This is a genomic window from Streptomyces regalis (assembly GCF_001509475.1).
Taxonomy (GTDB): Bacteria; Actinomycetota; Actinomycetes; order Streptomycetales; family Streptomycetaceae; genus Streptomyces; species Streptomyces regalis.
Genome location: NZ_LLZG01000115.1, coordinates 45,653 through 68,709 on the forward strand (window position 1 = coordinate 45,653; position 23,057 = coordinate 68,709).

The 23,057-nt window shown below is 71.8% G+C and carries 21 protein-coding genes and 1 tRNA gene; 16 read left to right on the forward strand and 6 right to left on the reverse strand.

Features of this window, described 5'->3' with window-relative positions; genetic code table 11:
* Positions 1 to 44: 44 nt before the first annotated feature.
* A complete protein-coding gene (locus ADL12_RS16735; RefSeq protein ID WP_062703170.1) occupies positions 45 to 1,550 on the forward strand; it encodes an NsdA family TPR-like regulatory protein in 1,506 nt (501 codons plus the stop codon).
* Between the two features lie 31 nt (positions 1,551 to 1,581).
* Here the strand turns inward: ADL12_RS16735 and ADL12_RS16740 are convergent, their stop codons facing one another.
* The gene (locus ADL12_RS16740) at positions 1,582 to 2,184 is read right to left on the reverse strand and encodes a histidine phosphatase family protein (RefSeq protein WP_062703172.1); all 603 of its coding nucleotides are present in this window, start codon (positions 2,182 to 2,184) and stop codon (positions 1,582 to 1,584) included.
* Between the two features lie 185 nt (positions 2,185 to 2,369).
* Between ADL12_RS16740 and ADL12_RS16745 the strand changes: the two genes are divergently transcribed.
* From ADL12_RS16745 to ADL12_RS16775, 7 genes are all read left to right on the forward strand, one after another.
* Complete coding sequence (locus tag ADL12_RS16745; RefSeq protein ID WP_062703174.1) at positions 2,370 to 3,371, forward strand: phosphatase PAP2 family protein; 1,002 nt, start codon at positions 2,370 to 2,372, stop codon at positions 3,369 to 3,371.
* Entirely contained in the window at positions 3,322 to 4,527 is a 1,206-nt protein-coding gene (locus ADL12_RS16750) for a hypothetical protein (RefSeq protein WP_062703176.1), read from the forward strand. The genes ADL12_RS16745 and ADL12_RS16750 overlap by 50 nt, the downstream gene beginning before the upstream one ends.
* On the forward strand, positions 4,518 to 6,176 hold the full coding sequence (locus ADL12_RS16755) for a hypothetical protein (protein WP_062703178.1): 1,659 nt from the start codon (positions 4,518 to 4,520) through the stop codon (positions 6,174 to 6,176). Before ADL12_RS16750 ends, ADL12_RS16755 begins: the two co-directional genes overlap by 10 nt.
* Positions 6,173 to 7,507 carry an AAA domain-containing protein gene (locus ADL12_RS16760; RefSeq protein WP_062703186.1) on the forward strand — a complete coding sequence of 445 codons (1,335 nt, stop codon included), beginning with the start codon at positions 6,173 to 6,175 and terminating at the stop codon, positions 7,505 to 7,507. Before ADL12_RS16755 ends, ADL12_RS16760 begins: the two co-directional genes overlap by 4 nt.
* 359 nt (positions 7,508 to 7,866) lie before the next feature.
* Positions 7,867 to 8,232, forward strand: coding sequence for a hypothetical protein (locus ADL12_RS16765; RefSeq protein WP_062703188.1), 366 nt, complete (start codon positions 7,867 to 7,869; stop codon positions 8,230 to 8,232).
* A gap of 131 nt (positions 8,233 to 8,363) precedes the next feature.
* On the forward strand, positions 8,364 to 8,939 hold the full coding sequence (locus ADL12_RS16770; protein ID WP_062703190.1) for a bifunctional DNA primase/polymerase: 576 nt from the start codon (positions 8,364 to 8,366) through the stop codon (positions 8,937 to 8,939).
* Positions 8,930 to 9,003: transfer RNA gene (locus tag ADL12_RS16775), tRNA-Lys, on the forward strand. Before ADL12_RS16770 ends, ADL12_RS16775 begins: the two co-directional genes overlap by 10 nt.
* A 305-nt stretch (positions 9,004 to 9,308) precedes the next feature.
* On the opposite strand, the gene ADL12_RS16780 is transcribed toward ADL12_RS16775, so the two are convergent.
* The gene (locus ADL12_RS16780; RefSeq protein WP_062703192.1) at positions 9,309 to 10,703 is read right to left on the reverse strand and encodes a M6 family metalloprotease domain-containing protein; all 1,395 of its coding nucleotides are present in this window, start codon (positions 10,701 to 10,703) and stop codon (positions 9,309 to 9,311) included.
* Between the two features lie 334 nt (positions 10,704 to 11,037).
* Between ADL12_RS16780 and ADL12_RS16785 the strand changes: the two genes are divergently transcribed.
* Positions 11,038 to 12,870, forward strand: coding sequence for a putative bifunctional diguanylate cyclase/phosphodiesterase (locus ADL12_RS16785; RefSeq protein WP_062703194.1), 1,833 nt, complete (start codon positions 11,038 to 11,040; stop codon positions 12,868 to 12,870).
* A gap of 18 nt (positions 12,871 to 12,888) precedes the next feature.
* Here ADL12_RS16785 and ADL12_RS16790 read toward each other — a convergent pair whose 3' ends face one another.
* From ADL12_RS16790 to ADL12_RS16800, 3 genes are all read right to left on the reverse strand, one after another.
* Positions 12,889 to 14,019 carry an LLM class flavin-dependent oxidoreductase gene (locus ADL12_RS16790; protein WP_062703196.1) on the reverse strand — a complete coding sequence of 377 codons (1,131 nt, stop codon included), beginning with the start codon at positions 14,017 to 14,019 and terminating at the stop codon, positions 12,889 to 12,891.
* A 268-nt stretch (positions 14,020 to 14,287) separates the two neighbouring features.
* Positions 14,288 to 15,019, reverse strand: coding sequence for a maleate cis-trans isomerase family protein (locus ADL12_RS16795; protein WP_062703199.1), 732 nt, complete (start codon positions 15,017 to 15,019; stop codon positions 14,288 to 14,290).
* Positions 15,020 to 15,037: 18 nt separating this feature from the next.
* Positions 15,038 to 15,847 (reverse strand): maleate cis-trans isomerase family protein, encoded by an 810-nt coding sequence (locus tag ADL12_RS16800; RefSeq protein WP_062703462.1) that lies wholly within the window; start codon positions 15,845 to 15,847, stop codon positions 15,038 to 15,040.
* A 183-nt stretch (positions 15,848 to 16,030) separates the two neighbouring features.
* Here ADL12_RS16800 and ADL12_RS16805 point away from each other — a divergent pair, with 183 nt between their 5' ends.
* Entirely contained in the window at positions 16,031 to 17,011 is a 981-nt protein-coding gene (locus ADL12_RS16805) for a D-2-hydroxyacid dehydrogenase (RefSeq protein WP_062703201.1), read from the forward strand.
* Between the two features lie 23 nt (positions 17,012 to 17,034).
* Positions 17,035 to 18,435 carry an amidase gene (locus ADL12_RS16810; protein ID WP_062703203.1) on the forward strand — a complete coding sequence of 467 codons (1,401 nt, stop codon included), beginning with the start codon at positions 17,035 to 17,037 and terminating at the stop codon, positions 18,433 to 18,435.
* On the opposite strand, the gene ADL12_RS16815 is transcribed toward ADL12_RS16810, so the two are convergent.
* Entirely contained in the window at positions 18,416 to 18,910 is a 495-nt protein-coding gene (locus ADL12_RS16815; protein WP_062703205.1) for a DUF3830 family protein, read from the reverse strand. The two genes, ADL12_RS16810 and ADL12_RS16815, sit on opposite strands and share 20 nt — an antisense overlap.
* 46 nt (positions 18,911 to 18,956) lie before the next feature.
* Here ADL12_RS16815 and ehuB point away from each other — a divergent pair, with 46 nt between their 5' ends.
* The 5 genes from ehuB (at position 18,957) to ADL12_RS16840 (ending at position 22,983) form a co-directional block, all read left to right on the forward strand.
* Positions 18,957 to 19,886 carry an ectoine/hydroxyectoine ABC transporter substrate-binding protein EhuB gene (gene ehuB, locus ADL12_RS16820; protein WP_079052080.1) on the forward strand — a complete coding sequence of 310 codons (930 nt, stop codon included), beginning with the start codon at positions 18,957 to 18,959 and terminating at the stop codon, positions 19,884 to 19,886.
* On the forward strand, positions 19,886 to 20,605 hold the full coding sequence (ehuC, locus tag ADL12_RS16825) for an ectoine/hydroxyectoine ABC transporter permease subunit EhuC (RefSeq protein ID WP_062703209.1): 720 nt from the start codon (positions 19,886 to 19,888) through the stop codon (positions 20,603 to 20,605). Before ehuB ends, ehuC begins: the two co-directional genes overlap by 1 nt.
* Positions 20,602 to 21,252 (forward strand): ectoine/hydroxyectoine ABC transporter permease subunit EhuD, encoded by a 651-nt coding sequence (ehuD, locus tag ADL12_RS16830; protein WP_062703211.1) that lies wholly within the window; start codon positions 20,602 to 20,604, stop codon positions 21,250 to 21,252. Before ehuC ends, ehuD begins: the two co-directional genes overlap by 4 nt.
* Before the next feature lie 10 nt (positions 21,253 to 21,262).
* On the forward strand, positions 21,263 to 22,039 hold the full coding sequence (gene ehuA / locus ADL12_RS16835; protein ID WP_062703213.1) for an ectoine/hydroxyectoine ABC transporter ATP-binding protein EhuA: 777 nt from the start codon (positions 21,263 to 21,265) through the stop codon (positions 22,037 to 22,039).
* Between the two features lie 185 nt (positions 22,040 to 22,224).
* Positions 22,225 to 22,983 carry an IclR family transcriptional regulator gene (locus ADL12_RS16840; RefSeq protein ID WP_062703215.1) on the forward strand — a complete coding sequence of 253 codons (759 nt, stop codon included), beginning with the start codon at positions 22,225 to 22,227 and terminating at the stop codon, positions 22,981 to 22,983.
* Positions 22,984 to 23,057: the final 74 nt, after the last annotated feature.

Genomic DNA, 23,057 nt, shown 5'->3' on the forward strand with positions numbered 1-23,057 from the left:
CTCGCTCCGGCATGGTTCGACGGTTCGCACGAGAGGACCCGGCCATGGCGTCGTCAGAGCTGACCTCGTCCCAGCACCCCAGGCCACCGCGGCCGAATCTCGCGTTCCGGCAGCTGCGCGGACAGCGCTCGCCGGCCGAGTTCGCCGCGGCGGTACGACGGGCCGCCCGCGAGATCGGCGAGCGGGTCAGCTGTGACGCGCGTTACGTCGGACGAGTCGAGGCCGGCGAGATTCGCTGCCCCAACTATGCGTACGAACGGGTGTTCCTGCACATGTTCCCCGGTCGCACGCTCACCGACCTCGGCTTCGCGCCCCGCTCGTCCGTACGCGGACGCCGGGCGCGCACCGACGAGGACGCGCCCCTCGTGCACACCACGAGCTCGGCGCACGCCACAAGTGAGACGTGTGGGGCCGACGAGCCGTATGTCCCACAAGAACCGCAGGACCCGCAGGACCCGCACGAGCTGTACGAACTGTACGAACTGTACGGCGCACAGCAGAACCACGAGAACGACGAGATCCACGAGGAGAGCGACGTGCTGCGTCGCGCATTCATGACCGGCGGGGGCGCCACGGTGGCCGCCGCCTCGCTGGGCCCCCTGGGGCTCACCTTCGACGCCGCGGCCGCGGAGCGTCCCGTCAGACGTGTCGGGGGGCGCGAGGCGGACGCGCTCGAGGAAGCCGTACGCCGCATCCGGCTGCTCGACGACCGGCACGGCGCCGACGGCCTCTACCGGAGGGCCGCCGCCCCGCTGCGCGCCGCCTACGCGCTGCTCGACGCCGGTACGACCCGGCAGGCAACCGGCGACCGGCTCCACTCGGGCGCGGGTGAACTGGCCATCTCGGTGGGGTGGCTGGCGCACGACTCGGGGCGGTTCGACGACGCACGCTCGCACTACGCGGAGGCGTTGGCGACGGCCCGTATGGCGGGCGACCCGGCGCTGGAGGCGCACGCCTTCTGCAACACGTCGTTCCTCGCGCGCGACGCGGGCCGGCCGCGCGAGGCGGTCCGGGCGGCGCAGGCCGCGCAACGCGTCGCGCGGCCCCTGGGCTCCCCCCGGCTGATGTCCCTGCTCGCGCTGCGCGAGGCGGGCGGCTGGGCGGGACTCGCCGACCGCACCGGCTGCGAACAGGCCCTCGCGCGCGCGGTGGCCTTCTTCGGGCGGGGCCACTCCGACGCCGACCCCGAGTGGATGAGCTTCTACGGAGAGGCCGAGCTGGAGGCCCTGGAGGCGCAGTGCTGGTCGACGCTGGGCAACTGGCGGCGGGCGGCGCGGCACGCCGGGCGGGCGGCGCAACTCCAGGACCCGCACTTCACGCGCAACATCGCGCTGTACACGGCGGAACTGGCGGACGACCTGGCCCGCGGGGGACTTCCCGACGAGGCCGCAGCGGCCGGGATGCGGGTGCTGGACCTGCTGGACCTGGTGCAGTCGTCGCGGGTGAAGACGATGCTGGCGGGGACGGCACGGGTCCTGCTGCCGCACCGGCGGGCGAGCGGGGTGTCGGCGTTCCTGGAGAGGCACGCGAGCGTGCCCCGCATGGCGTAGCCGACGGCACCCTGCCGGCGCCGGGCCGCCCTTACGCCACCAAGTGCCCCAGGTCGTTCCAGCTCTCGATCGCGGGCTCCCCGTACGCCCATCCCAGCACCGACAGCGACGTGGGATTGAGCCGGATCCGTGCGGCGAAGTCGAGCGGCAGCCCCAGCCAGCGCGCGCCTATGGAGCGGAGTATGTGGCCGTGCGCGAACACCAGCACGTCCCGGTCCGCCTCGCGCGCCCACGCCACCACCTCGTCGGCCCGGGCGGTCACCTCGGCGAGGCTCTCGCCCTCGGGCACGCCGTCACGCCAGATGAGCCAGCCGGGCCGTACGGCCTGGATGTCCGCCGGTGTCATGCCCTCGTAGGCGCCGTAGTCCCACTCCATGAGCGTGTCCCAGGTATGCGCGCGTTCGCCGAAGCCGGCGAGTTCGCATGTCTCACGCGCGCGTGACAGGGGGCTGGTGCGGACCTCGACCCCTGCCCCCGCCGGCCCGTCGAACGGCGGCCGGTGCAGGCGCTCACCCAGCAGCTTCGCGCCCCTGCGGCCCTCCTCCAGCAGCGGCACGTCGGTCCGGCCCGTGTGCTTGCCGGCCAGCGACCATGCCGTCTGTCCGTGCCGGGCCAGCAGGATGCGCGGTGCCATGGAGCGACCTTCCGGGAGAAATGAGAGGCGGAACCCGTCCATCATCGCGCACGCTGTGCGCGGGCAACCCGGGGGGCGATCTCTGCGTCTTGAGGGCCGGGGCGCCCGAAGGGGGCGCACGCGTACACCGTAAAGTGGTTCGACCCGTCCACCGGGCGCCGCGACAAGAAGGGGGAGGCGATCGGATGCCACACGCCGAGACAGCTGGCGTGGAGGCGACGCCGCGGACCCGCCTGCGCTGGTGGACCGAGCTGCCGCTGATCCTGCTGGTCTACGCCTGCTATTCGGCCGGCCGGCTCCTCGCCCGGGGCGATGTCAGCAGCGCCGTCGACCACGGCCTCGCGATCCTGGACATCGAGAAGGCCCTGCACCTCAACGCGGAGCACCCCCTCAACCGCCTCTTCACCCGCGAGCCCTGGATCGGCGTCCCGGCCGACTTCTGGTACGCGTCGCTGCACTACCTGGTCACGCCCGTGCTCCTGGTCTGGATCTTCAGGTCCCGCACCGTGCACTACCGCGCGGCCCGCACCTGGCTGATGACGTCGACCTTCATCGGCCTGATCGGCTTCACCCTGCTGCCCACCTGCCCGCCCCGGCTGCTCGCCGAGAGCTACGGCTTCGTGGACACGATGGCCCAGTACAGCTCGTACGGCTGGTGGGGCGGTGAGGCGAGCGCGCCCAGGGGTCTCGGCGGCATGACGAACCAGTACGCGGCCATGCCGAGCCTGCACGTCGGCTGGGCGCTGTGGTGCGGCGTGATGCTGTGGCGGTACGGCGGGACGCGTCTCACGAAGGCGGCGGCCGTCGCCTACCCCCTGATCACCACGATCGTCGTGATGGGCACCGCCAACCACTACTTCCTCGACGCGGCCGCGGGCGCCGCCGTGATGGGCGTCGGACTGCTGCTGACGCCGTACGTCCTGCGGACGGCGGACCGGGTCCGGTCGCGGTTCGGGGCGGAGGTGGCGCCGGTTGCGACGGCGTCCGGCGACGCGGTCGCGACGGGCTCCGGCGAGGGCGTCCCGGTGGGCTCTGGCGTCGCATCTTCCTCAATTGTCAGTGCCGGATGCCAGACTTCCGCGGGTGAGCGAATTCCACGGCAGCGCGAGTCCCGCCTCGGATCCGGAGCCGAGCCGAGTGCCTCTCCCCAGGACGCGGGGGACGGCGCTCCGGCACCGGCTCGCTGAGCTGCGCGGTCCCGACATAGCGGCCAAGGCGCTGGATGCACGCGCCCTGGCCGCCCTCGCCGCCAACCCCGGCTGCAAGCGGCGCGCGATCCTGGACGGCGCCGGGGTGAACAAGGCGGCGCTGGCGAGCGCGCTGGGCTCGCCGTCGGTGTTCGGGCAGTCCCAGTTCGCCTTCACGCGCGGGAACGCCTTCGAGGCCAAGGTCAAGGCGGACGGCGGCGCGGAGCTGCTGCGCCTGGTGCACGAGAAGCTGGACCGCTCGGCCGAACCGCCCGCCCACGCGCGCGTGCCCGAGCTCACCGCGACCGGCCCCGAGGGCCGCACGGCCCGTACGGCACTGGCGCTGCGGGAGGCCACCGAGACACGCGGCGAGTGGACCCTGCTCGACCACCCGATGCTCGCGCTGGACGTCGCCGGCTCGCCCGCCTTCCTGGAGCCGGACGCGGTCGTCGTGCACCCGGACGGCAGCTGGACGGTCGTGGAGATCAAGTCGTTCCCGATGCTGGACGGCTCGGCGGACCCCGCCAAGGTGGGCGCGGCGGCACGGCAGGCGGCGGTGTACGTGCTGGCGCTGGAGCAGATCGCCGCCCGCCTCGGCGACAGCGACCCCGCTCCGCGCGTGCGCCATCGCGTCCTCCTGGTCTGCCCCAAGGACTTCTCCAACCTGCCCACCGCCTCCGCCGTCGACGTCCGCAAGCAGCGCGCGGTGACCGCCCGCCAGCTGGCCCGCCTCACCCGCATCGAGGACATCGCCGACACGCTCCCCGCCGGCACCTGCTTCTCCCCCGAGCTGCCCGCCGCCGACCTGACGGCCGCCGTCGAGGCGGTCCCGGCGACGTATGCGCCCGAATGTCTGTCCGCCTGCGAGCTGGCCTTCCACTGCCGCGCCCGTGCCCGTGCGTCCGGCGCGGTGACGTCGCTGGGCCGTTCGGTGCGGGCCGAGCTGGGCGGCCTGACGACGGTCGAGGGGGTCCTGTCGGCGGCCCGCGGCGAGTCCGGCGACCCGGACGACCCGGCGGTGGCGGCCCTGCGCAGGGCGGCGCGGCTGCGTGCCGAGGCCCTCGGCCGGGAAGCCGAGACCCTCGGCAATGAGGCGGAAGCCCTCGGCCATGAGGCGGAAGCCCTCGGCACGGAGGCGGTGGCCCCGTGTCACTGATCGCCACCCTCGCCCGCATGGAAGCCGTCAGCACCGGCCGCGCCCAGCCCGCCGCCACCGTCCGCCACCGGCGCCTGTCCGACCGGCCCCTGGTCTTCGTGCCCCTCACCACCGCCGGTGAGGCCGGCGCCCCGCTCGGCGCGCTGGTCGGCACCGACCGGGACGCCCCGCACCTGCTGGTCGTGCCGCAGCCGCGCGACCGGGAGCTCAGGTTCGCGTTCCTGTCCGAGCTGGCGGACGTCGTCCTGCCGTACATCGACACCTACGCCGACGACGTCGAGGCGGCCGAGCGGGGCGAGACCGACCCGGAGACCGGCAAGCGGGTCAAGGTCGAGGTCGAACTGTGCGCGGACGCCCCGCAGTTGATCGTGCCGAGCCGCGCGGGCGTCGACTTCGTACGGCTCCTGGGCCGCTCCATGCGTTTCCGGCGTACGGCGGAGCAGGACCCGGAGACCCCCTACCCCGCGCCCCCGCGTGTGCCGCTGCTCGGCCGCTGGCTGACTCACTTCGGCGAGCGCGCCCGCGTACCGGGCTCCTCACTGCTGCTGGCCATGACCGACGTACTGGCCCGGCACTGGGCGACCGGCCAGTCCACCCTGGAGGACCAGCACCTGGGCGCGCTGCTCGCCTGGATCGACCCTCCCCCACTCTCGACTTCGCTCGAGCGGGGGGACCCCCAGTCCGCTTCGACGGGCGCCGAAGCAGCACTGCGGGCGGAACTCGCGCGCGACCGGGACGGCCAGCTGCTGTGCCCGCCCGCGGGCCCCGCCACCGACCCGGCGTTCGACAACAAGCTCCTCGCCCCCGCCATCGAGCGCTACGACCGCGCCCGTACGGCTCTCGCCGCCGCCGAGGACGGCCTGGAGGCCGACGACCGCCTCGGTGACCTCACCGCGGCCGAGCGTGAGATCCGCGCCCTGGTCGAGAGCCGGACCCGGCCCACCTGGGACGCGGTGTGGCGGGGCCTGGACCTGCTGCGTTCCCGCCTGCCCGAGGCCGGTCAGCACGTCGAGGAGCGGTGGACCCGCGACCGCTGGTCCTTCACGGGCCACCGTGACCGTGTCCTGGCCGGCGAACCCCCGCAGCCGCGCCGCGACGACGCGGTCACCGCCGCCAACAAGCTTGCCGCACGCGAGCGCGAACAGGCCCGGCTGGAGGCGCAGGAGGCGCTCGACGACCCGCTGGTGATGGCGGGGCGGCGGCTGGCCGGGGAGGCGTTCGCGGGCGAGGTCACCGAGGTAGTGATGGCGTACAGCGAGGGCAAGCGGCCGAGCCCGCGCCCGCTGGTCACCGTCCGCACGGACGACCGGCCGCATCTGGGCGAGCGCGCCAAGGTGTTCCGGTCGCTGGGCGGGAAGCCGCAGGCGGCTGAGTTCGTCGGCTACGAGAAGGCCCCGGAGGACGCCCCGGACGACGGGAGCGCCCTGGTCGTGCTGCGGGTGCTCGACAAGATGGGCCGCGGCAAGGAGCCGGAGGAGGGCTCCGTGCCGGAGAAGGACGACCTGATCTGCTTCACGCTGTTCGAGCACGAGCAGCGGGGCGGCGCAAAGCTGCCCGACCCGGAGCAGACGCCGTGGACGCACGGCGGGCCGCCCGGCGAGCAGGTGCCCGAGGCCGCCGATGCCCTGACCCAGGAGGACGTGCTGTGACCGCCGTGTTCGACCCCGGTGCCGCGGCGACAAGGGCCACCGACGCGATCCTCCACGACACCCTGCACGGCACCGCGCGCGGTGTCGTCGTCGACTCCCCGCCCGGCGCCGGCAAGTCCACGCTCGTAGTCCGCGCGGCCCTCGAACTCGCCGAGGCGGGGCGCCCGCTGATGGTCGTCGCGCAGACCAACGCCCAGGTCGACGACCTGGTGCTGAGGCTCGCCGAGAAGAACCCCGAGCTGCCGGTGGGCCGGCTGCACAGCAGCGACGCCGACCCGTACGACAAGGCGCTGGACGACCTGCCGAACGTACGCAAGTCGGCAAAGGCGGGCGACCTGACCGGCCTCTCGGTCGTCATCTCCACGGCGGCCAAGTGGGGGCACGTCAAGGTCGACGAGCCCTGGCGGCATGCGATCGTCGACGAGGCGTACCAGATGCGCTCGGACTCGCTGCTCGCCGTGGCCGGGCTGTTCGAGCGGGCGCTGTTCGTGGGCGACCCGGGTCAGCTGGACCCGTTCGCGATCGTGGGCAGCGAGCAGTGGGCGGGCCTGTCGTACGACCCGTCGGCGTCCGCCGTCACCACCCTCCTGGCCCACAACCCCGAGCTGCCGCAACACCGCCTGCCGGTGTCCTGGCGGCTCCCGGCGTCCGCCGCGCCCCTCGTCTCCGACGCCTTCTACCCGTACACGCCGTTCCGCAGCGGCACCGGCCACGACGACCGGCGGCTCGCCTTCGCGGTCCCGTCGGACGGCTCGGGCCCCGACCGGGTGATCGACGAGGCGGCGGAGGCGGGCTGGGGCCTGCTGGAACTGCCCGCCCGGCACACGCCGCGCACGGACCCCGAGGCGGTACGGGCGGTGGCGACGGTCGTACGGCGCTTCCTGGACCGGGGCGGCGCGGCAACCTCCGAGCGCTCGCCCGATCCCGCGCCCCTGACCGCCGACCGGATCGCGGTCGGCACGGCACACCGGGACCAGGCGGCGGCGGTCCGGGCGGCACTGGCCGAGCTGGGCGTGACGGACGTCACCGTCGACACAGCGAATCGCCTCCAGGGCCGCGAGTACGACGTCACGGTCGTCCTCCACCCCCTCTCCGGCCGCCCCGACGCCACCGCCTTCCACCTGGAGACGGGCCGCCTGTGCGTCCTCGCCTCCCGCCACCGGCACGCGTGCATCGTGGTGTGCCGGGCCGGGGTGAGCGAGCTGCTGGACGACTATCCGTCGACGGAGCCGGTGCAGCTGGGGACGGTGGTGAAGTTTCCTGACGGTTGGGAGGCGAATCACGCCGTGTTGGCACGGCTGGCGGAACACCGGGTGACGTGGCGGCCCTGAACGCAGACAGCACACACGCGAACGGCGCGGACCGCGACGCCCCACATCTGCCGGACGGAGTCCGGCACGCCGCCGGAGGCGGCCAACGAACACAGCCCGGATGGTTGGGAGGCGAATCACGCCGTGTTGGCACGGCTGGCGGAACATCGGGTGGCGTGGCGGCCCTGAACGAAGGCAGCACGCACGCGGCAGCCCGTTTGACCTGTTCCGACGCCCACTTGCGTGGGCGCGGGACAATGGACGGTGGACCGGTGCACTGGGGGGTGCCGGTTGCGGGGGTTGGTCGCCGGGGAGCAATCAGATCGGTGACGTACTACTCGGTGACGTACTAGATCGGTGACGTAAGAGAAGGAGAAGACATGGCGGAGCCCACGCCGCGTCGGAACGAACCGCGGCTACGCCCCGCGCCCCTGCTCTTCGAGCCCGCGCAGGTGGCCGCCGACCCGGAGCACTTCTTCGACCTGGAGTCGATCGACGACCCGCGGGCGCTGCTGGCGCGGGCGACCGAGTTGACGCAGGCGTTCCAGGCGGCGGCGGACCGTGCGGTGGAGTTCCAGGCCCTCGCGGCCGCCCAACTTGCGGACCCCCGGCGGTTCGACCGGCTGACGCCCGCCGACATCGCAGCGCAGGCCGAATGGACCGAGGACTACGCCAAGAAGATGGTGGAGTTCGGCAGGGATCTCATGCGGGGGGTCGAGGGGCCCGGCCACGTCGACCCGGTGTGACTGACGCGGATCGACACGAGTGCCCCATGGGCATATGCCAGGCGGGCAAGATACGCCCTCCCGCCCCACCGCGTCCCGACTTTCGGGAACTCTCGGGAACCGAGCGCTCACCGTCGGTAGATGTATCTGCCATGAGCAGCAGTCGCAACGCCCCGTTCTCGCCCGCCTCCCTCACCGCGGACGGCGCCGCCTGGCTCGCCTCCGCAGAACCGTATCCGCGCAGCACCCGGGCGCTCTGGGACGAGCGGCCGGAGGCCCCCGTGGTCCTGGCCTGCGGCTCCGTCTTCGACATCGTGAGCGCGCCCGCGATCTTCGGGCGCCGGATGGTCGACCAGCTGTGGGAGGAAGGGCCCGGATCGGGACCGGTGGCGATGTTCCGGGGCCGGATGCTGCTGTTCGCCGCGCCCGGCACGGCCCAGCGGCTGCCGTCGCTGCTGCGGTGGGAGGAGTTCGGCCGCGCGGGCGACGTCCCACCGCTCCTGTGCCACGGCACGGGAGACGCGGTGACCGTCCCGGCCCGGTCCGGCACCGCCGCCCGCTCCGGCTCCCGCTGGCTGGTCGCCCCCGACACCCGTAGCCCCTGGCTGCCGGGCCCCGAGGTGCTGCTCTGGGCGGCCGTCCGGGCGGCTCGCGCGGCCGTTCGGATATCGATTTTTCCCCACGCCGACCAGGATGCTAAGGTCTACGACGTCAGCAGGCGCCGCTAGCTCAGTTGGTTAGAGCAGCTGACTCTTAATCAGCGGGTCCGGGGTTCGAGTCCCTGGCGGCGCACAGACACAGTGAAGGCTCCTCGCAACTGCGAGGGGCTTTCGCTTTTGAGATGGGCTCTCCCAGTCCCGCAGGGGCGGCTGGGGGCCCGGGGCCTGCGGCGAAGCCGCTGATGTCACAACCCCCGGGGAATGCAGCATCAGCGGGTCCAGGGTTCGGGTCCCTGGCGCGCACAGACAGTGAAAGCCCCTCGCGGAAGCGAGGGGCTTTTCGCATGCGCCCCGGCGTACCGTTTCGCCCCGGCGCACCGCCCGGCCGGCACGCACCCCTACCCCCGGCGCGAGCGTTACCCGAACCCGGCGCAGGCGCTACCCGGCCGCCGTGATCTTCACCGTCCACGCCCCCGAAGCCGTACGCCCCTCCACGTCCACCCGCACTCCGTCCCCCGGCACCGTGAAGCTCTCACCGAGACCGACCGGCGCGTCCGCGAGCGGCGGATACACGGACTCCTCCCAGCAGGCCTCGCTGCGCGGGTGGGCGTCGATCACCTCGACCGGTCCGCCCCCGGAGTCGGCCTGGCTGCGCACCCGGTACACCAGCACCCCCTGCCGGCAGGTCTGGACGTCGTTGCCGACCGGCCCGCGAACCTCGAAGGCGAGGGCGCTTTCGGGGCCGGTGCGGACGACCGCGAGCTTGGCGCCGCTGCCCAGCCCGAAGCCCGGCATCGCGCCGAGGGCGCCGTACGCACCGACCGCGCCGAACGCCCCGGGCGGCCAGAGCGCCCCGGCCGCACCCGTCTGCACAGGGACGGCACCCGGCCCCACCGACAGCGGCTCCAGCGTCAGCCGCGTGGCCCCGGACCCCCTGGCCCGCACGCACACGACCTGCCGCGGCTCCAGCCACCCCAGCTTCCACTTGTGCCAGCCGAACAGGTCCGGTGCCATCCCGAACTGGCTGCCCATCAGGTCCCAGTCGCCGACGTAGGTGTCCCAGTCGCCCTTGCCGTCCGCCGGGCGGTGGTACAGGTCCGGCAGGTCGAAGACGTGGCCGGTCTCGTGCGCGAGGACCAGGCGGTCCGGCGGATGGTTCTCGAACACCGTGACGATGCGCCGGATGTCCGTGCCGTCGGCCCGCAGCGGGGTGTCCAGGTTGACGACCTTCGTCGCGTCGGAGTCGACGCCGGGGGCGTCCGGGTCGGCGACGAAGTAGACGACGTCGTAGCGGGAGAAGTCCACCTCCCGGTCCGCCGCGGCGAGCGCGTCGCGCAGATAGGCGGCCCGGTCGGTGACGCGCCAGTCGCGCTGTATGGCGTACGCCGTGGACGGTTTCGGCATCCGGATCCAGTGCCGGAGCGGATGCGGGCGCAGGGTGAATCTGCCGTAGGAGGCACGTTCGAAGAAGTGGGTGGTGGCCGGGAAGTGGTCGGCCGTCAGTTCGGCGGGTGTCGCCCGGGGTGCCGAGTCGGGGAAGGAGAGGAACACCATGACCGCGTCGAGTTTGCGGGTCGGGCGCGGATAGGCGGCGTTCCAGGTGTCCAGGCCCTCGGAGTGGTGGGCCTGCGTGCGCTGGAGGGCGCAGGGTGCCGTGTCGAACGGTTCGGCGACCGAGGGGCCGGCGACCAGGGAGGTCGCAGCGAGTGCCGACATCGTGGTGAACAGTGCGGCGGTGCTGCGCAGTCGGGGCCACTCCCACAACCGACCCATCCCTGGGAGCAGGGGGAACTGACGCGGCACGTGGACCTCCGGGAGCGGTTCGCGGGACACCGCACCCAGCCTCAGTCAGATTGTCGTACTACGCCCTGTTTGCCTGCACCGGATGGGTGAGAGGGCCGAGGGATCGTCAGAATCGACACCCCCGAATCGCTCACGGAACGTCACAATCGGTCGGGGGCCCGAAGAAGCCGTCCAGGTGCGGGCAGAAACGATCTGTCAGAGGGTCGGGTCACATGGGAACACTGAACAGTGGCTGGAAGGGCCCGGGGCCAGCCTCTATGATCGGCACACTTTCCTGCACGGACACGGCCTGGCGGCCGACCGCCCCCCGGCCGGCCATTCCGATGAGACCCATCCGAGATCGAGTGCACTGCGGGAGCGAGCGGTGAGCGGAACGTCCGAAGGGCCGACGCCTACGGCAGACCTCATCCGGCCGGCCGTCACAGACAGTAACCTACAGCCATCCCCCCGTACCGGGGCGCCGCCTCTGACACCCCCCTACTCCTCCGCCTTCTCCGCCGCCCCACTGGCGATGGCCGTGGTCGACCGCGAGGGCCTGGTGACCGGCTCCAACCCCGCCTTCGCCGACCTGCTCGGCACCGCGCCCGCGGAGCTGCCCGGTTGTGTCGCCGCCGATCTGGTGGACCTCACCTCCGACGCCCGCGCCTGGCACGCGTACCGCGAGGTGCTGCGCGGCCGCCAGGCCCAACTGCGCTGCACACGCCGCCTCAAGCACCCGGACGGACACTCCCTGTGGGTCCAGGTCACGGTCGCGCCCCTGCCCGCCGAGGAGCCGGGCGGCGCCCTGCTCTCCGTCGTCGACATCAGCGCCCACCGCGAACTCCAGGCAAAGTTGCGGCACTTGCAGATGCACGACGGGGTGACCCGGCTGCCCAACCGCACGCTGTTCTTCGAGCGGCTGTCGGCGGCGCTGGAGGCGGAGTCGTACGAGGAGAACGGCACGACCGGCCGAATCGGCCTGTGCTACCTGGACCTTGACGGCTTCAAGGCGATCAACGACACCCTCGGCCACCGGGTCGGCGACAGCCTACTGGCCGCCGTGGCCGAACGCCTCACGCGCTGCGCCGAGGAGGCGGGGTACGCCAGGTCGATCCCGCCCCTGGTGGCCCGGCTCGGCGGTGACGAGTTCGCCCTGCTCGTCGAGGACTCGACAGGCACCGAGCAACTGGCCGACCTCGCCGAGTCGGTGCTGGAGTCCCTGCGGGCACCCTTCGACCTCTCCGGCCGGCGCCTGTCGGTGTCGGCCTCGATCGGCGTCGTGGAGCGCCAGGCGGCCGGCACCAGCCCGACCGCCCTGATGCAGGCCGCCGACACGACGCTGTACTGGGCGAAGGCCGACGGCAAGGATCGCTGGACGCTCTTCGACCCCGAGCGCAATGCCCACCGCATGACCCGCCAGGCCCTCGCCTCCACCCTGCGCCCGGCCATCGACCGCGGTGAATTCGCCCTGGAGTACCAGCCGTTGGTGAGCATGGAGGACGGCAGGCTGCGCGGCGTCGAGGCGCTCATCCGCTGGAAACATCCTCAGTTCGGCGTACTGGCGCCGAATCGGTTCATCGGATTGGCGGAGGAGGACGGTTCGATCGTGCCGCTCGGCCGCTGGATCCTGGCGACCGCCTGCCGCCAGGCGCGTGCCTGGCAGGTGACGCACCCCGACGAGCCGCCGATCTTCGTCAGCGTGAACGTGGCCGTACGCCAGGTCTGGGACTCCGACCTGGTCGCGGACGTGGCGCGGATCCTGAAGGAGACCGAACTCGCCCCGCACCTGCTCCAGTTGGAGCTCACCGAATCGGCCGTGATGGGTTCGGCGGGACGGCCGCTCCAGGCCCTCCAGGCGCTCAGCGACATGGGCGTACGCATCGCGATCGACGACTTCGGCACGGGCTACTCGAACCTGGCCTACCTCAGCCGCCTGCCGGTCTCGGTCCTGAAACTGGACGGCTCCTTCGTACGGGGCTTCCAGTACGAGAGCGACAACAGCACCGCCGTCCCACCCAACCCCGCCGACGAGGTCGTGGTCGAGGCGATGATCCAGCTCGCCCACCGGCTGGGCCTGACGGTCACCGCGGAGTGCGTGGAGACGCTGTCGCAGGCCTCGCGGCTGCGCCGGATCGGCTGCGACACCGGCCAGGGGTGGCTGTACTCACGGCCGGTGCCGCCGGATCGTATCTCCGAGTTGCTGAGTGTGCGGGTGTGAGGGCCTTTCAGGCCCTGGTCAGGCCGTGGGCAACCCATAGGCGTCCGCGAGGAGTTCGTACGAGCGCAGGCGTACGTCCATGCCGGGGGCGTTGCTCGTGATCATCAACTCGTCGGCGCCCGTGCGCTTCTGGAGGTCGTCGAGGCCGGCGCGGACCTCGTCGGGGGTGCCGTGGATGACGTTGGCGTTCCAGGAGTCGGCGAACTCGCGCTCCAGCGGGGTGAATTCGTAGGCCTCGGCCTCCTCGGGGGTGGGGATGAGGCCGGGGCGGCCGGTGCGCAGGCGGATCATGCTGAGGGCGGCGGCCCCGACCTGGCGGCGGGCCTCCTTCTCGTCGTCGGTGGCGAGGGCGGAGACGCCGATGAGGGCGTAGGGCTCGTCGAGGACGGCGGAGGGCTGGAAGGACTCCCGGTACAGGTCCAGGGCCGGGATGGTGTTCTGCGCCGAGAAGTGGTGCGCGAAGGCGAAGGGCAGACCGAGGACGGCGGCGAGGCGCGCGCTGAAGCCGGAGGAGCCGAGCAGCCAGATCGGGGGGCGGTGCGGGGACTGGACGCCGCCGGGTGACGTCGCCTGGACGGGGCCGGGGACGGCGTGGATACGGCGGTAGGGGTGGCCGTCCGGGAAGTCGTTGTCGAGGAAGCGGGTGAGTTCGGCGAGCTGCTCGGGGAAGTCGTCGGCGCCCTCGTTGAGGTCGGTGCGGCGCAGGGCGGCTGCGGTGGCGCCGTCGGTGCCGGGGGCGCGGCCGAGGCCGAGGTCGATGCGGCCGGGGGCCAGGGCCTCCAAGGTGCCGAACTGCTCCGCGATGACGAGCGGGGCGTGGTTCGGCAGCATCACGCCGCCCGAGCCGAGGCGGATGCGGTCGGTGTGGGCGGCGATGTGGGCGAGGATCACGGCCGGGGACGAGGACGCCACGCCCGGCATGGAGTGGTGCTCGGCGACCCAGTAGCGGTGGAAGCCGCGGGACTCTGCGAGGCGGGAGAGGGCGACGCTGGTGCGCAGGGCGTCGGTGGCGGTGCGGCCGGAGCTGACCGTGACCAGGTCCAGTACGGAGAGGGGGACGGGGGCGGTGCCGTGGGTGGTGCCCCGGATCTCGTCGGGCTGCGTTTCCTCGCTTCGTGCCGAGTCGCCCCTGGTCTCGTCTGCCGCCACGTGTGCCTCCTGCGGTTTGCCGTGCGGTGTGCGTTCGGCGTTAACAGGAGGGGGGCTCCGGTTTATTCCCTCGCCCCCGCCGCCCCTACCCGTCCCATCCCCAGGGGCGCTGCCCCTTCGACCCCGCTCCCTGGGGGCTGCCGCCCCCCAGACCCCCGCTTCGGCCCTGAACGGGCCTCGTCCTCAAACTCCCCCAGAGGGGGCACCCCCAGACGGGCTGAGACTGGCGGTGCTCGTCCTCAAGCTCCCCGAAAAGTGACCCCACGCCCTACACCTGCACGATCGGCTCCCGCGTGAACAGCGCCCCCAGCGCCGGTGCGTTCACCCGGCGGTCCGTCAGGCGCAGGGCCTCCCACACCGTGACCTGGTTCGCCGTGAGGACGGGCTTGCCGAGTTCGGCCTCCAGGGCCGGGATGTGGGCCGCCGTGTGCAGGGCCGTGTCCGGGAGGAGCACGGCCTCCGCGTCCCCGGTGTCCGCCTCCTTGGCCAGCGCGAACACCTCGGCCTCGCCCCAGGTCCCGACCTCCGCCGCGGTGATGATGCCCGAGTCGCGCACCGCGGCCACCTCGGCGCCCCCGGCCCTCAGGAACTCGGCGAAGAGGCCGGCCACGTCGTCCGGGTACGTCGCCCCGACGGCCACCCGCCGCACCCCGAGCTCCCGCACCGCGTGCACGAAGGCGAAGGACGTCGACGACGCCGGCATCCCGGCCGTGCGGGCGAGGGAGCGCACCTGTTCGTGGGCGCCCTCCCAGCCGTAGACGAAACTGCCGGACGTGCACGCCCACACCACCGCCTCGGCGCCCGTCAGCCGCAGCGCCTCCACGCCCTCGGCGAGGCGCTCGGCCGCGCCCATCCGCCGCAGTGCGTCCACCCGGTGCGCGTCCTCGCCGATGTCGGTGTGCACCAGGTCGAGGCGGATGTCGCTGGCGAGCAGCTGCTCGATGCGTGGATAGTCGTCCTCGGCGGAGTGGCCCGGGTAGAGGAATCCGAGTGCGGTCATGTCAGCCCTTCAGCCTTTCTACTGCTGTTCCTGCTCGGGAACATCCGGCACGTCCGGAAGCACGGGCCCGCTCGGCGTCGCCGGGTCGATCCGCGCCGCCGGATCGATCAGCGCCTGATAAGGCCCCACCGCGCGGGTACCCAGCTTGCGCAGCGCAGCCCACATCGTCACCTGGTTGGCCGAGAGAACCGGGATGCGCAGTTCCGCCTCCAGTTGGGGGATCACGTCGTAGGTGGGGAGGTTGGTGCAGCTGATGAACAGGGCGTCGGCCCGGCGGCGTACGGCCCTGCGTGCCATGTCCGCCACATCGCGGTACGGCACCTTCCAGATGTGCCGTGTCAGCCCCATGAACGCGCACCCCGTGACCGCGACCCCCGCCTCCGCCACGTAGTGCTCGAGGGCTCGCGTCACCGACACGGTGTACGGCGTCACCAGCGCCACCCGCCGTACGCCGAGCTCGGCCAGCGCCTCCAGCAGCGCCCCGGACGTGGTGACCGCGGGTACCGCACCCGCCCGGGTCATCGCCTCGCACATCGCCCGCTCGCCCGCGATGCCGCCGACGAAGCTGCCGGAGGTGCAGGCGTAGGCGACGACCTCGGGCGCGATCGCGGTCAGGGTGCGGACGCCGTCGCCGAGCGTCTCGTGTTCGCTGACCAGGCGGGCGAGGTCCAGGCTGACCTCGACCGGGACGAACGGCGTCCGGGTCAGGTGCAGCGAGACCTCGTCCGGCACCCAGCGCCACAGTTCCCGGTCCAGCGCGAAGTCGAAGGGGGCGATGACTCCGACGCCGCGCTGCGGGCCGGGTCCGCCGAGGAAGGAGATGTCCATGGCGCTCATGGCAGGCACCGTCCTCACTACGAGAAACAGGTGAGCAACGGACCGTATGTTCGCCCGTGTTGACGAAGGTAGGTTCGGGTGCGAGCGTGGTCAAACCTCGCATGTCAGACGGCCAACACTTCCAGTAAAACCCCGACAGACCACCCCCCGCACCCCCCGGAGAGACGACCCCGCATGACCGCTCCCACCACCGGTCCGCCGCCCGCCTCCGACCCGCCCACGCTCCTGGTCCTGGACGCCGACCCCCTCCCCCGCCTCGGCCGCCTCACCGGCCGCGCCCGTGTCGAGCACGCGGACGAGGCGACCCTCGCCGAGCGCCTGCCGCACGCCGACGTCCTCCTGGTCTGGGACTTCACCTCGCACGCCGTACGCCACGCCTGGCCCGGCGAGGGCCCGCGGCCGCGCTGGGTGCACACGGCGAGCGCGGGCGTGGACCATCTGATGTGCCCGGAGCTGACCGCGTCCGACACGGTGGTCACCAACGCGCGCGGAGTCTTCGACCAGCCGATCGCCGAGTACGTCGCCGCGCTGGTGCTGGCCATGGCGAAGGACCTGCCGAGGACGCTTGAGTTGCAGCGCTCCCGGGAGTGGCGGCACCGCGAGGGACAGCGGGTGGCCGGTACGCGCGCGTGCGTGGTCGGGTCCGGGCCCATCGGCCGTACGATCGTCCGCACGCTCAAGGCCCTCGACATCACCACCGCGCTGGTCGGCCGCACCCCGCGCACCGGTATCCACGGCCCCGACGACCTCGACCGGCTGATCGCCCGCGCCGACTGGGTGATCGCGGCCGCGCCGCTCACCGAGCAGACGTACGGCATGTTCGACACCCGCCGCTTCGGCGTCATGCAGCCGTCCGCCCGGTTCATCAACGTCGGGCGCGGGCAGCTTGTCGTCGAGGACGCCCTGGCCGAGGCCCTTACCAAGCGTTGGATCGCGGGGGCGGCGCTCGATGTCTTCGAGCACGAACCCCTCACTGCCGACAGCCCGTTGTGGGGGCTGCCGGGTCTGATCGTCTCGCCGCACATGAGCGGGGACACGATCGGCTGGAGGGATGAGCTCGGCACGCAGTTCGTGGAGTTGTACGAGCGATGGGAGGCGGGCAGGCCGCTGCTGAACGTGGTCGACAAGCAACGTGGGTACGTACCGGGACGCTGACGTCTACGGCTGGAGGGCGACGCATGACGGATCTCACCGAACTGACCGCCGTACAACTCCTCGACGGCTACCGCAAAGGAGAGTTCAGCCCCGTCGACGCCACCCGCGCGACCCTGGAGCGGGCCGAGCGGATCCAGCCGGAGGTCAACGCCTTCGTCCGCCTCACCGCCGACGAGGCCCTCGCGCGGGCCGGTGAGTCGGCCGAGCGCTGGCGGCGCGGCGAACCGGCGGGCCTGCTCGACGGCGTCCCGGTCACGGTGAAGGACATCCTGCTGATGCGCGGCGCCCCGACGCTCAAGGGCTCGAAAACCATTTCGGAGAAGGGCAGTTGGGACGAGGACGCCCCCTCGGTGGCCCGGCTGCGCGCACACGGCGCGGTCTTCCTCGGCAAGACGACCACCCCCGAATTCGGCTGGAAGGGCGTCACCGACTCGCCCCTGTCCGGCGTGACCCGCAACCCGTACGACCCGACCCGCACCGCGGGCGGCTCCAGCGGCGGCGCCGCGGCGGCCGTGGCGCTCGGCGCGGGACCGCTCGCCCTCGGCACGGACGGCGGCGGCAGTGTCCGTATCCCGGCGGCGTTCTGCGGCATCTTCGGCCTGAAACCGACGTACGGCCGCGTCCCCCTGTACCCCGCGAGCGCCTTCGGCACCCTGGCGCACGTCGGCCCGATGACCCGCGACGCGGCCGACGCGGCCCTGCTCCTGGACGTCATCGGCACCCCCGACTCCCGCGACTGGTCGGCGCTCCCACCGGCACCCGGTTCCTACGCGACGGGCCTGACCGGCGGCGTGCACGGCCTGCGCGTGGCCTACTCCCCCTCCCTCGGCGGCCAGGTGGCGGTGCGTCCGGCGGTCGCGGCGGCGGTACGGCAGGCGGTGGAGCGGCTGGCCGGGCTGGGCGCGTACGTGGAGGAGACCGACCCCGACTTCACCGAGCCGGTGGACGCCTTCCACACTCTGTGGTTCACCGGCGCGGCCCGGGTGACCCAGCATCTCGGTCCGCACCAGCGGGAGTTGCTCGACCCGGGCCTCCGGGAGATCTGCGACGCCGGTGCCCGCCTCACCGCGCTCGACTACCTGGCCGCGGTCGACGTCCGCATGGAACTCGGCCGCCGCATGGGCCGTTTCCACGACACCTACGACCTCCTCGTCACCCCGACCCTCCCGCTCACCGCCTTCGAGGCGGGGGTGGAGGTCCCCGAGGGTTCGGGCCACCGCCGCTGGACGGGCTGGACGCCGTTCACGTACCCCTTCAACCTGACTCAGCAGCCGGCGGCCACCGTCCCCGTCGGTGTCGACGGGGACGGCCTGCCGATCGGCCTCCAACTCGTGGCCGCTCGGCACCGGGACGATCTGGTGCTGCGGGCAGCACACGCGCTCTACGAGGCCAGAATCGCCGGGCTCACACCCTCCGGAAGCTGAGCGACTCGCCCAGCGCCCCCGACCGCCACAGGTCGTTGCAGGCCGCGGCCATCTCGTCGAGGCCTTCGACGATCTGGCCCCAGACGGTGCCGGGGACCCAGCCGACGTCACCGTTGAGGAGGATGTTGTTCCGTTCGTAGAACAGCGCGAGGTCCACGAGCGTCGTCCCGGCCTGGACCTCGCGGTCGTAGCCGTACGCGCGCGTGCCCAGCTCTGCACCTGCGAACGCGAAATAGCAGAGGTCGCCGGGGATCGGGGTGACGGTTGGATTCTCCAACGGCGGTTCGGTTGTCGCGAAGGGCGGGAAGAGGGCGTAGATCTCGTTTCGTGCGTATTTCGCGTGGTAGACGTCGCTTCCCAGAGGGAGCGCGTCCCACACGGCGGCGCAGGTGAGCGGCGCGCGGTCGTCGAGGAGCCTTGCCTTGCAGTGGATGTCCCGCTTGACCAGCGAGACGTCGATGAACCGGTCTGCCATGCGTCCATGGTGCATAACTCGCGTGGACTCGGGTAGCCGCGCGGCCATGGCTCGACCACATGGGAACGGCGTACAGGAATACGACAAAGGCATACCCGGCACGACTCGCCGGTCGCTGCTCGCGGGGTTGGCAGCGGTCGGAGTGCTGGGAGCCTCCGGTTGCACTCGCGTGGCCACGGCGTCGGACGTCGAGGGCGGCGAACTGCTGGACCGACTGAGGGCACAGGGGGTCGCGCGGCTGGGGATCGCCGGCGAACCACCCTTCGGATACATCGACAAGAACGGGAAGTTGACGGGCGAGGAGCCCAAGCTCGCCGAGGTGATCTTCAAGCGGCTCGGAGTGGACCGCGTCCAGCCCGTACCCACCGAGTTCGGCTCCCTGATCCCGGGGCTGAACTCGCAGCAGTTCGACGTCGTGGCGGCCGGGATGTACGTCAATCCCGAGCGCTGCGAGCAGGTCATCTTCTCCGACCCCGACTACCAGATGCTCGACGCGTTCATCGTGGCCAAGGGCAACCCCAAGGGGCTGCACAACTACCAGGACGTCGTCGCGAAGAAGGCGAGGTTCTCGACCGGCACGGGATACGCCGACATCCAGTACGCGGTCGAGGCCGGGTACAAGCGGAGCGACATCCTCATCGTGCCGGACCAGGTGGCCGGGCTGAACGCCGTCGAGGCCGGACGCGCCGACGTGTTCGCCGGTACGGCGATCGCCTGTCGCCTGGTGGCGGAGAACTCGCGCAAGGTCGAGGTCACCAAGCCCTTCGCGCCGCTCGTCGGCGGCGAACCGCACGTGGACGGGGGCGCGTTCGCGTTCCGGCCCACCGAGACGAAGCTGCGGGACGCCTTCAACGTCGAGCTGCACAAGCTGAAGAAGAGCGGGGAACTGGCCCGGATCCTCAGGAGTTTCGGCTTCACCGAGGCCGAGATGACCGACCTCACCGCGAAGGAACTGTGCGGCGGAGGTGCGGGCTGATGACCACGGGACTGTGGGAACTCGTCCTCAAGGGCATCTGGGTCACCGTCCAGCTGCTCGTCCTCAGCGGACTGCTGGCGGCGGCGGTCGCCTTCGTCGTCGGCATGGCCCGCACGCACCGGCTGTGGATCGTCCGCTTCCTCGCGGGCTTCTACACCGAGGTGTTCCGCGGGACCTCCGCCCTGATCATGATCTTCTGGGTGTTCTTCGTGCTGCCGGTCGCGTTCGGCTGGCAACTGGTCCCGTTGTGGGCCGGCACCCTCGCGCTCGGGCTGACCTACGGGGCGTACGGCGCCGAGATCGTGCGCGGCGCGCTGAACTCCGTCGACCCGGCGCAGCGCGAGGGCGGGATCGCGCTCAGCTTCACGCCCTGGCAGCGGATGCGGCTGGTCCTGCTGCCGCAGGCGGTGCCGGAGATGATCCCGCCGTTCTCCAACCTGCTGATCGAGCTGCTGAAGGGCACCGCGCTGGTGTCCGTCATGGGCATGGGCGACCTGGCCTTCAGCGCCAACCTGGTGCGGCTCGCGCTGCAGGAGAGCGCGGAGATCTACACGTACATCCTGCTGATCTACTTCGTCATCGCCTTCCTGCTCACGCGGGGGATGCGCGGACTGGAACGCAAGCTCAAGGCCGGTCTCGGCAAGCCCGTCGGGCGCACGCCCGAGCAGGAGCTGCGCCGACCTGAGACGACCGCCGTGGGCGCGGGAGGTGCCTCATGACCTGGGACTGGGGCGCTGTCGCCGACTTCATGCCGCGCTTCTGGGACGGTCTGCTGGTCACCCTGCAGATCCTCGTCCTCGGTTCGCTGATCTCGTTCGCGTTGGGTCTGGTGTGGGCGCTGCTGATGCGCACGCCGACGCGCTGGGTGCGCTGGCCGGTCGGGGTGGTCACGGAGTTCATCCGCAACACCCCGCTGCTGGTGCAGCTTTTCTTCTTCTTCTACGTGCTGCCCGAGTGGGGGCTCACGTGGTCGGCGCTGACCACGGGCGTCTGCGCGATCGGCCTGCACTACTCGACGTACACGATGCAGGTCTACCGCGCCGGTATCGAGGCGGTCCCCGCCGGCCAGTGGGAGGCGGCGACCGCGCTGAACCTGCCGGTCAGGCACACCTGGACCGCGGTGATCCTGCCGCAGGCGATCCGCCGTGTCGTGCCGGCCCTCGGCAACTACGTCATCGCGATGCTCAAGGACACCCCGATCCTGATGAGCATCACCGTCCTGGAGCTGCTCGGCGAGGCACGCCTGTTCTCACAGCAGAACTTCCAGTTCACCGAGCCCCTGACGGTCATCGGTGTGGCCTTCATCCTCATCGCCTACCCGGCCTCCCTTCTCGTACGAGCCCTGGAGCGACGCCTTGTCCGCTGACACGCCTTTGATGAAAGATCCCGACGCGAGCGCCAACCCGCCGGTGGACGGCAGCGAACTGATCCGCTTCGACCACGTCACCAAGCGCTTCGGGTCCAACACGGTGCTCGACGAGCTCGACTTCTCCGTCGAGTCCGGCAAGCACGTCACCCTGATCGGCCCGTCCGGCTCCGGCAAGACGACGATCCTGCGGCTGCTGATGACCCTGGCCAAGCCGGACGAGGGCACGATCACGGTCGCCGGGGACAAACTCTTCCCGGCCCCGGAGAAGCAGGTCCGCGAGGTCCGCAAGAAGATCGGCATGGTCTTCCAGCAGTTCAACCTGTTCCCGAACATGTCGGTGCTGCGCAACATCACCGAGGCCCCGGTCACCGTCCTCGGCATGTCCAAGGACGAGGCGGAGGCGCGCGCCCGTGAGCTGCTGGACATGGTGGGCCTCGCCGACAAGTGCGACGCCCGCCCGACCCAGCTGTCCGGCGGCCAGCAGCAGCGGGTGGCGATCGCCCGCGCGCTGGCCATGCGGCCGCAGGTGCTGCTGCTGGACGAGGTGACCTCGGCGCTGGACCCGGAGCTGGTCGCGGGCGTCCTCGACGTGCTGCGGGACATCGCCCGCACCACCGACATCACCATGCTCTGTGTGACCCACGAGATGAATTTCGCCCGGGACATCTCGGACCAGGTCCTGATGTTCGACTCCGGCCGGGTCATCGAATCCGGCGTGCCCGAGAAGATTTTCAACGACCCCGAGAAGGACCGCACACGGGAGTTTCTCAGCGCTGTGCTGTGACTCTTCGCGGGGCTCATGACCTCGGCATATGCCAGAGTGCTAGCCCCGCAGTTGAGGGCGTCGCAATCTCGTCAACAAGCGCTCACTACAAGCCTCTTGCCCGTTATCGTGAAGGAGATTGGCTGACTCGAACCCGGCCCAGTCGACGAGGGAACGAGAAGCGACGTGCGACCGCAGGGGGAACCGTGGCGCTGCAGCACGAGCCGACGACGCCGTACCACTCGGCCCAGGACGCCCTGCGCGTCCTGGAGACCGTGGCGCGGCACAGCACCGGAGTCACCGACGCCGAGCTCACCCGGCACACCGGCATCACCTCGGAGCGCCTGACCAGCCTCCTGCTGATGCTGCGCCGCGAGGGCTACGTCGAGCAGATCGCCGACGGGGCGTACGTCACGGGCGAGGCCCTGGCCCGCCTCGGTTCCGCGCAGGGCCGCGAGCAGGCCCTGCGCGAGACCCTCCAGCGCACCCTCGACCGGCTGCGCGACTCGGTCGGTGCCGCCGTCTACATCAGCCGGTACGTCGACGGAGAGGTCAAGATCGACCAGTACGCCGCCGGCCCGGCCACGCCCGTGGTCAACGAGTGGGTCGACTTCCGCTTCTCCGCCCACGCCACCGCGATCGGCAAGAGCCTGCTCGGGCAGCTCGACCACAACGGCCGACGCGACCATCTCTCCCGCCACAAGATGGCCCGCCTCACCTCACGCACGATCACCAGCGACAAGGTCCTGCTCTCCCGCCTGGAGTCCCAGCCGCCGACCGTCCCCCACCTCGACCTCCAGGAGTACGCGGTGGGCACGGTGTGCGCGGCGGTCCCGATCACCGCCGGATCCTCGGTGGGCTGCCTGGCCCTGTCACTCCCGGTCGAGCACGCACACCGGCTGCGCCAGGCGGCGGACACCCTGAACCGGAACGCGGCGCCGGTGCTGCTGTCGCTGGCGATCTAGGACTGTCCCCGGTGTTTCCACACCTGGTCCGGGGTGGTCAGAAGCACGCCCGCGGACCAGGTAGTATTTTCTTC

Excerpts from the sequence above, each read along its gene's own strand:
- ehuB (WP_079052080.1), top strand. The coding sequence starts at position 18,957 with ATGGCTCGACCACATGGGAACGGCGTACAGGAATACGACAAAGGCATA.
- ADL12_RS16815 (WP_062703205.1), bottom strand. The coding sequence starts at position 18,910 with ATGGCAGACCGGTTCATCGACGTCTCGCTGGTCAAGCGGGACATCCAC.
- ADL12_RS16740 (WP_062703172.1), bottom strand. The coding sequence starts at position 2,184 with ATGGCACCGCGCATCCTGCTGGCCCGGCACGGACAGACGGCATGGTCG.
- ADL12_RS16795 (WP_062703199.1), bottom strand. The coding sequence starts at position 15,019 with ATGACCGCACTCGGATTCCTCTACCCGGGCCACTCCGCCGAGGACGAC.
- ehuA (WP_062703213.1), top strand. The coding sequence starts at position 21,263 with ATGAAAGATCCCGACGCGAGCGCCAACCCGCCGGTGGACGGCAGCGAA.
- ehuD (WP_062703211.1), top strand. The coding sequence starts at position 20,602 with ATGACCTGGGACTGGGGCGCTGTCGCCGACTTCATGCCGCGCTTCTGG.
- ADL12_RS16770 (WP_062703190.1), top strand. The coding sequence starts at position 8,364 with ATGAGCAGCAGTCGCAACGCCCCGTTCTCGCCCGCCTCCCTCACCGCG.
- ADL12_RS16810 (WP_062703203.1), top strand. The coding sequence starts at position 17,035 with ATGACGGATCTCACCGAACTGACCGCCGTACAACTCCTCGACGGCTAC.
- ADL12_RS16805 (WP_062703201.1), top strand. The coding sequence starts at position 16,031 with ATGACCGCTCCCACCACCGGTCCGCCGCCCGCCTCCGACCCGCCCACG.
- ADL12_RS16745 (WP_062703174.1), top strand. The coding sequence starts at position 2,370 with ATGCCACACGCCGAGACAGCTGGCGTGGAGGCGACGCCGCGGACCCGC.
- ADL12_RS16800 (WP_062703462.1), bottom strand. The coding sequence starts at position 15,847 with ATGGACATCTCCTTCCTCGGCGGACCCGGCCCGCAGCGCGGCGTCGGA.
- ADL12_RS16765 (WP_062703188.1), top strand. The coding sequence starts at position 7,867 with ATGGCGGAGCCCACGCCGCGTCGGAACGAACCGCGGCTACGCCCCGCG.
- ehuC (WP_062703209.1), top strand. The coding sequence starts at position 19,886 with ATGACCACGGGACTGTGGGAACTCGTCCTCAAGGGCATCTGGGTCACC.
- ADL12_RS16735 (WP_062703170.1), top strand. The coding sequence starts at position 45 with ATGGCGTCGTCAGAGCTGACCTCGTCCCAGCACCCCAGGCCACCGCGG.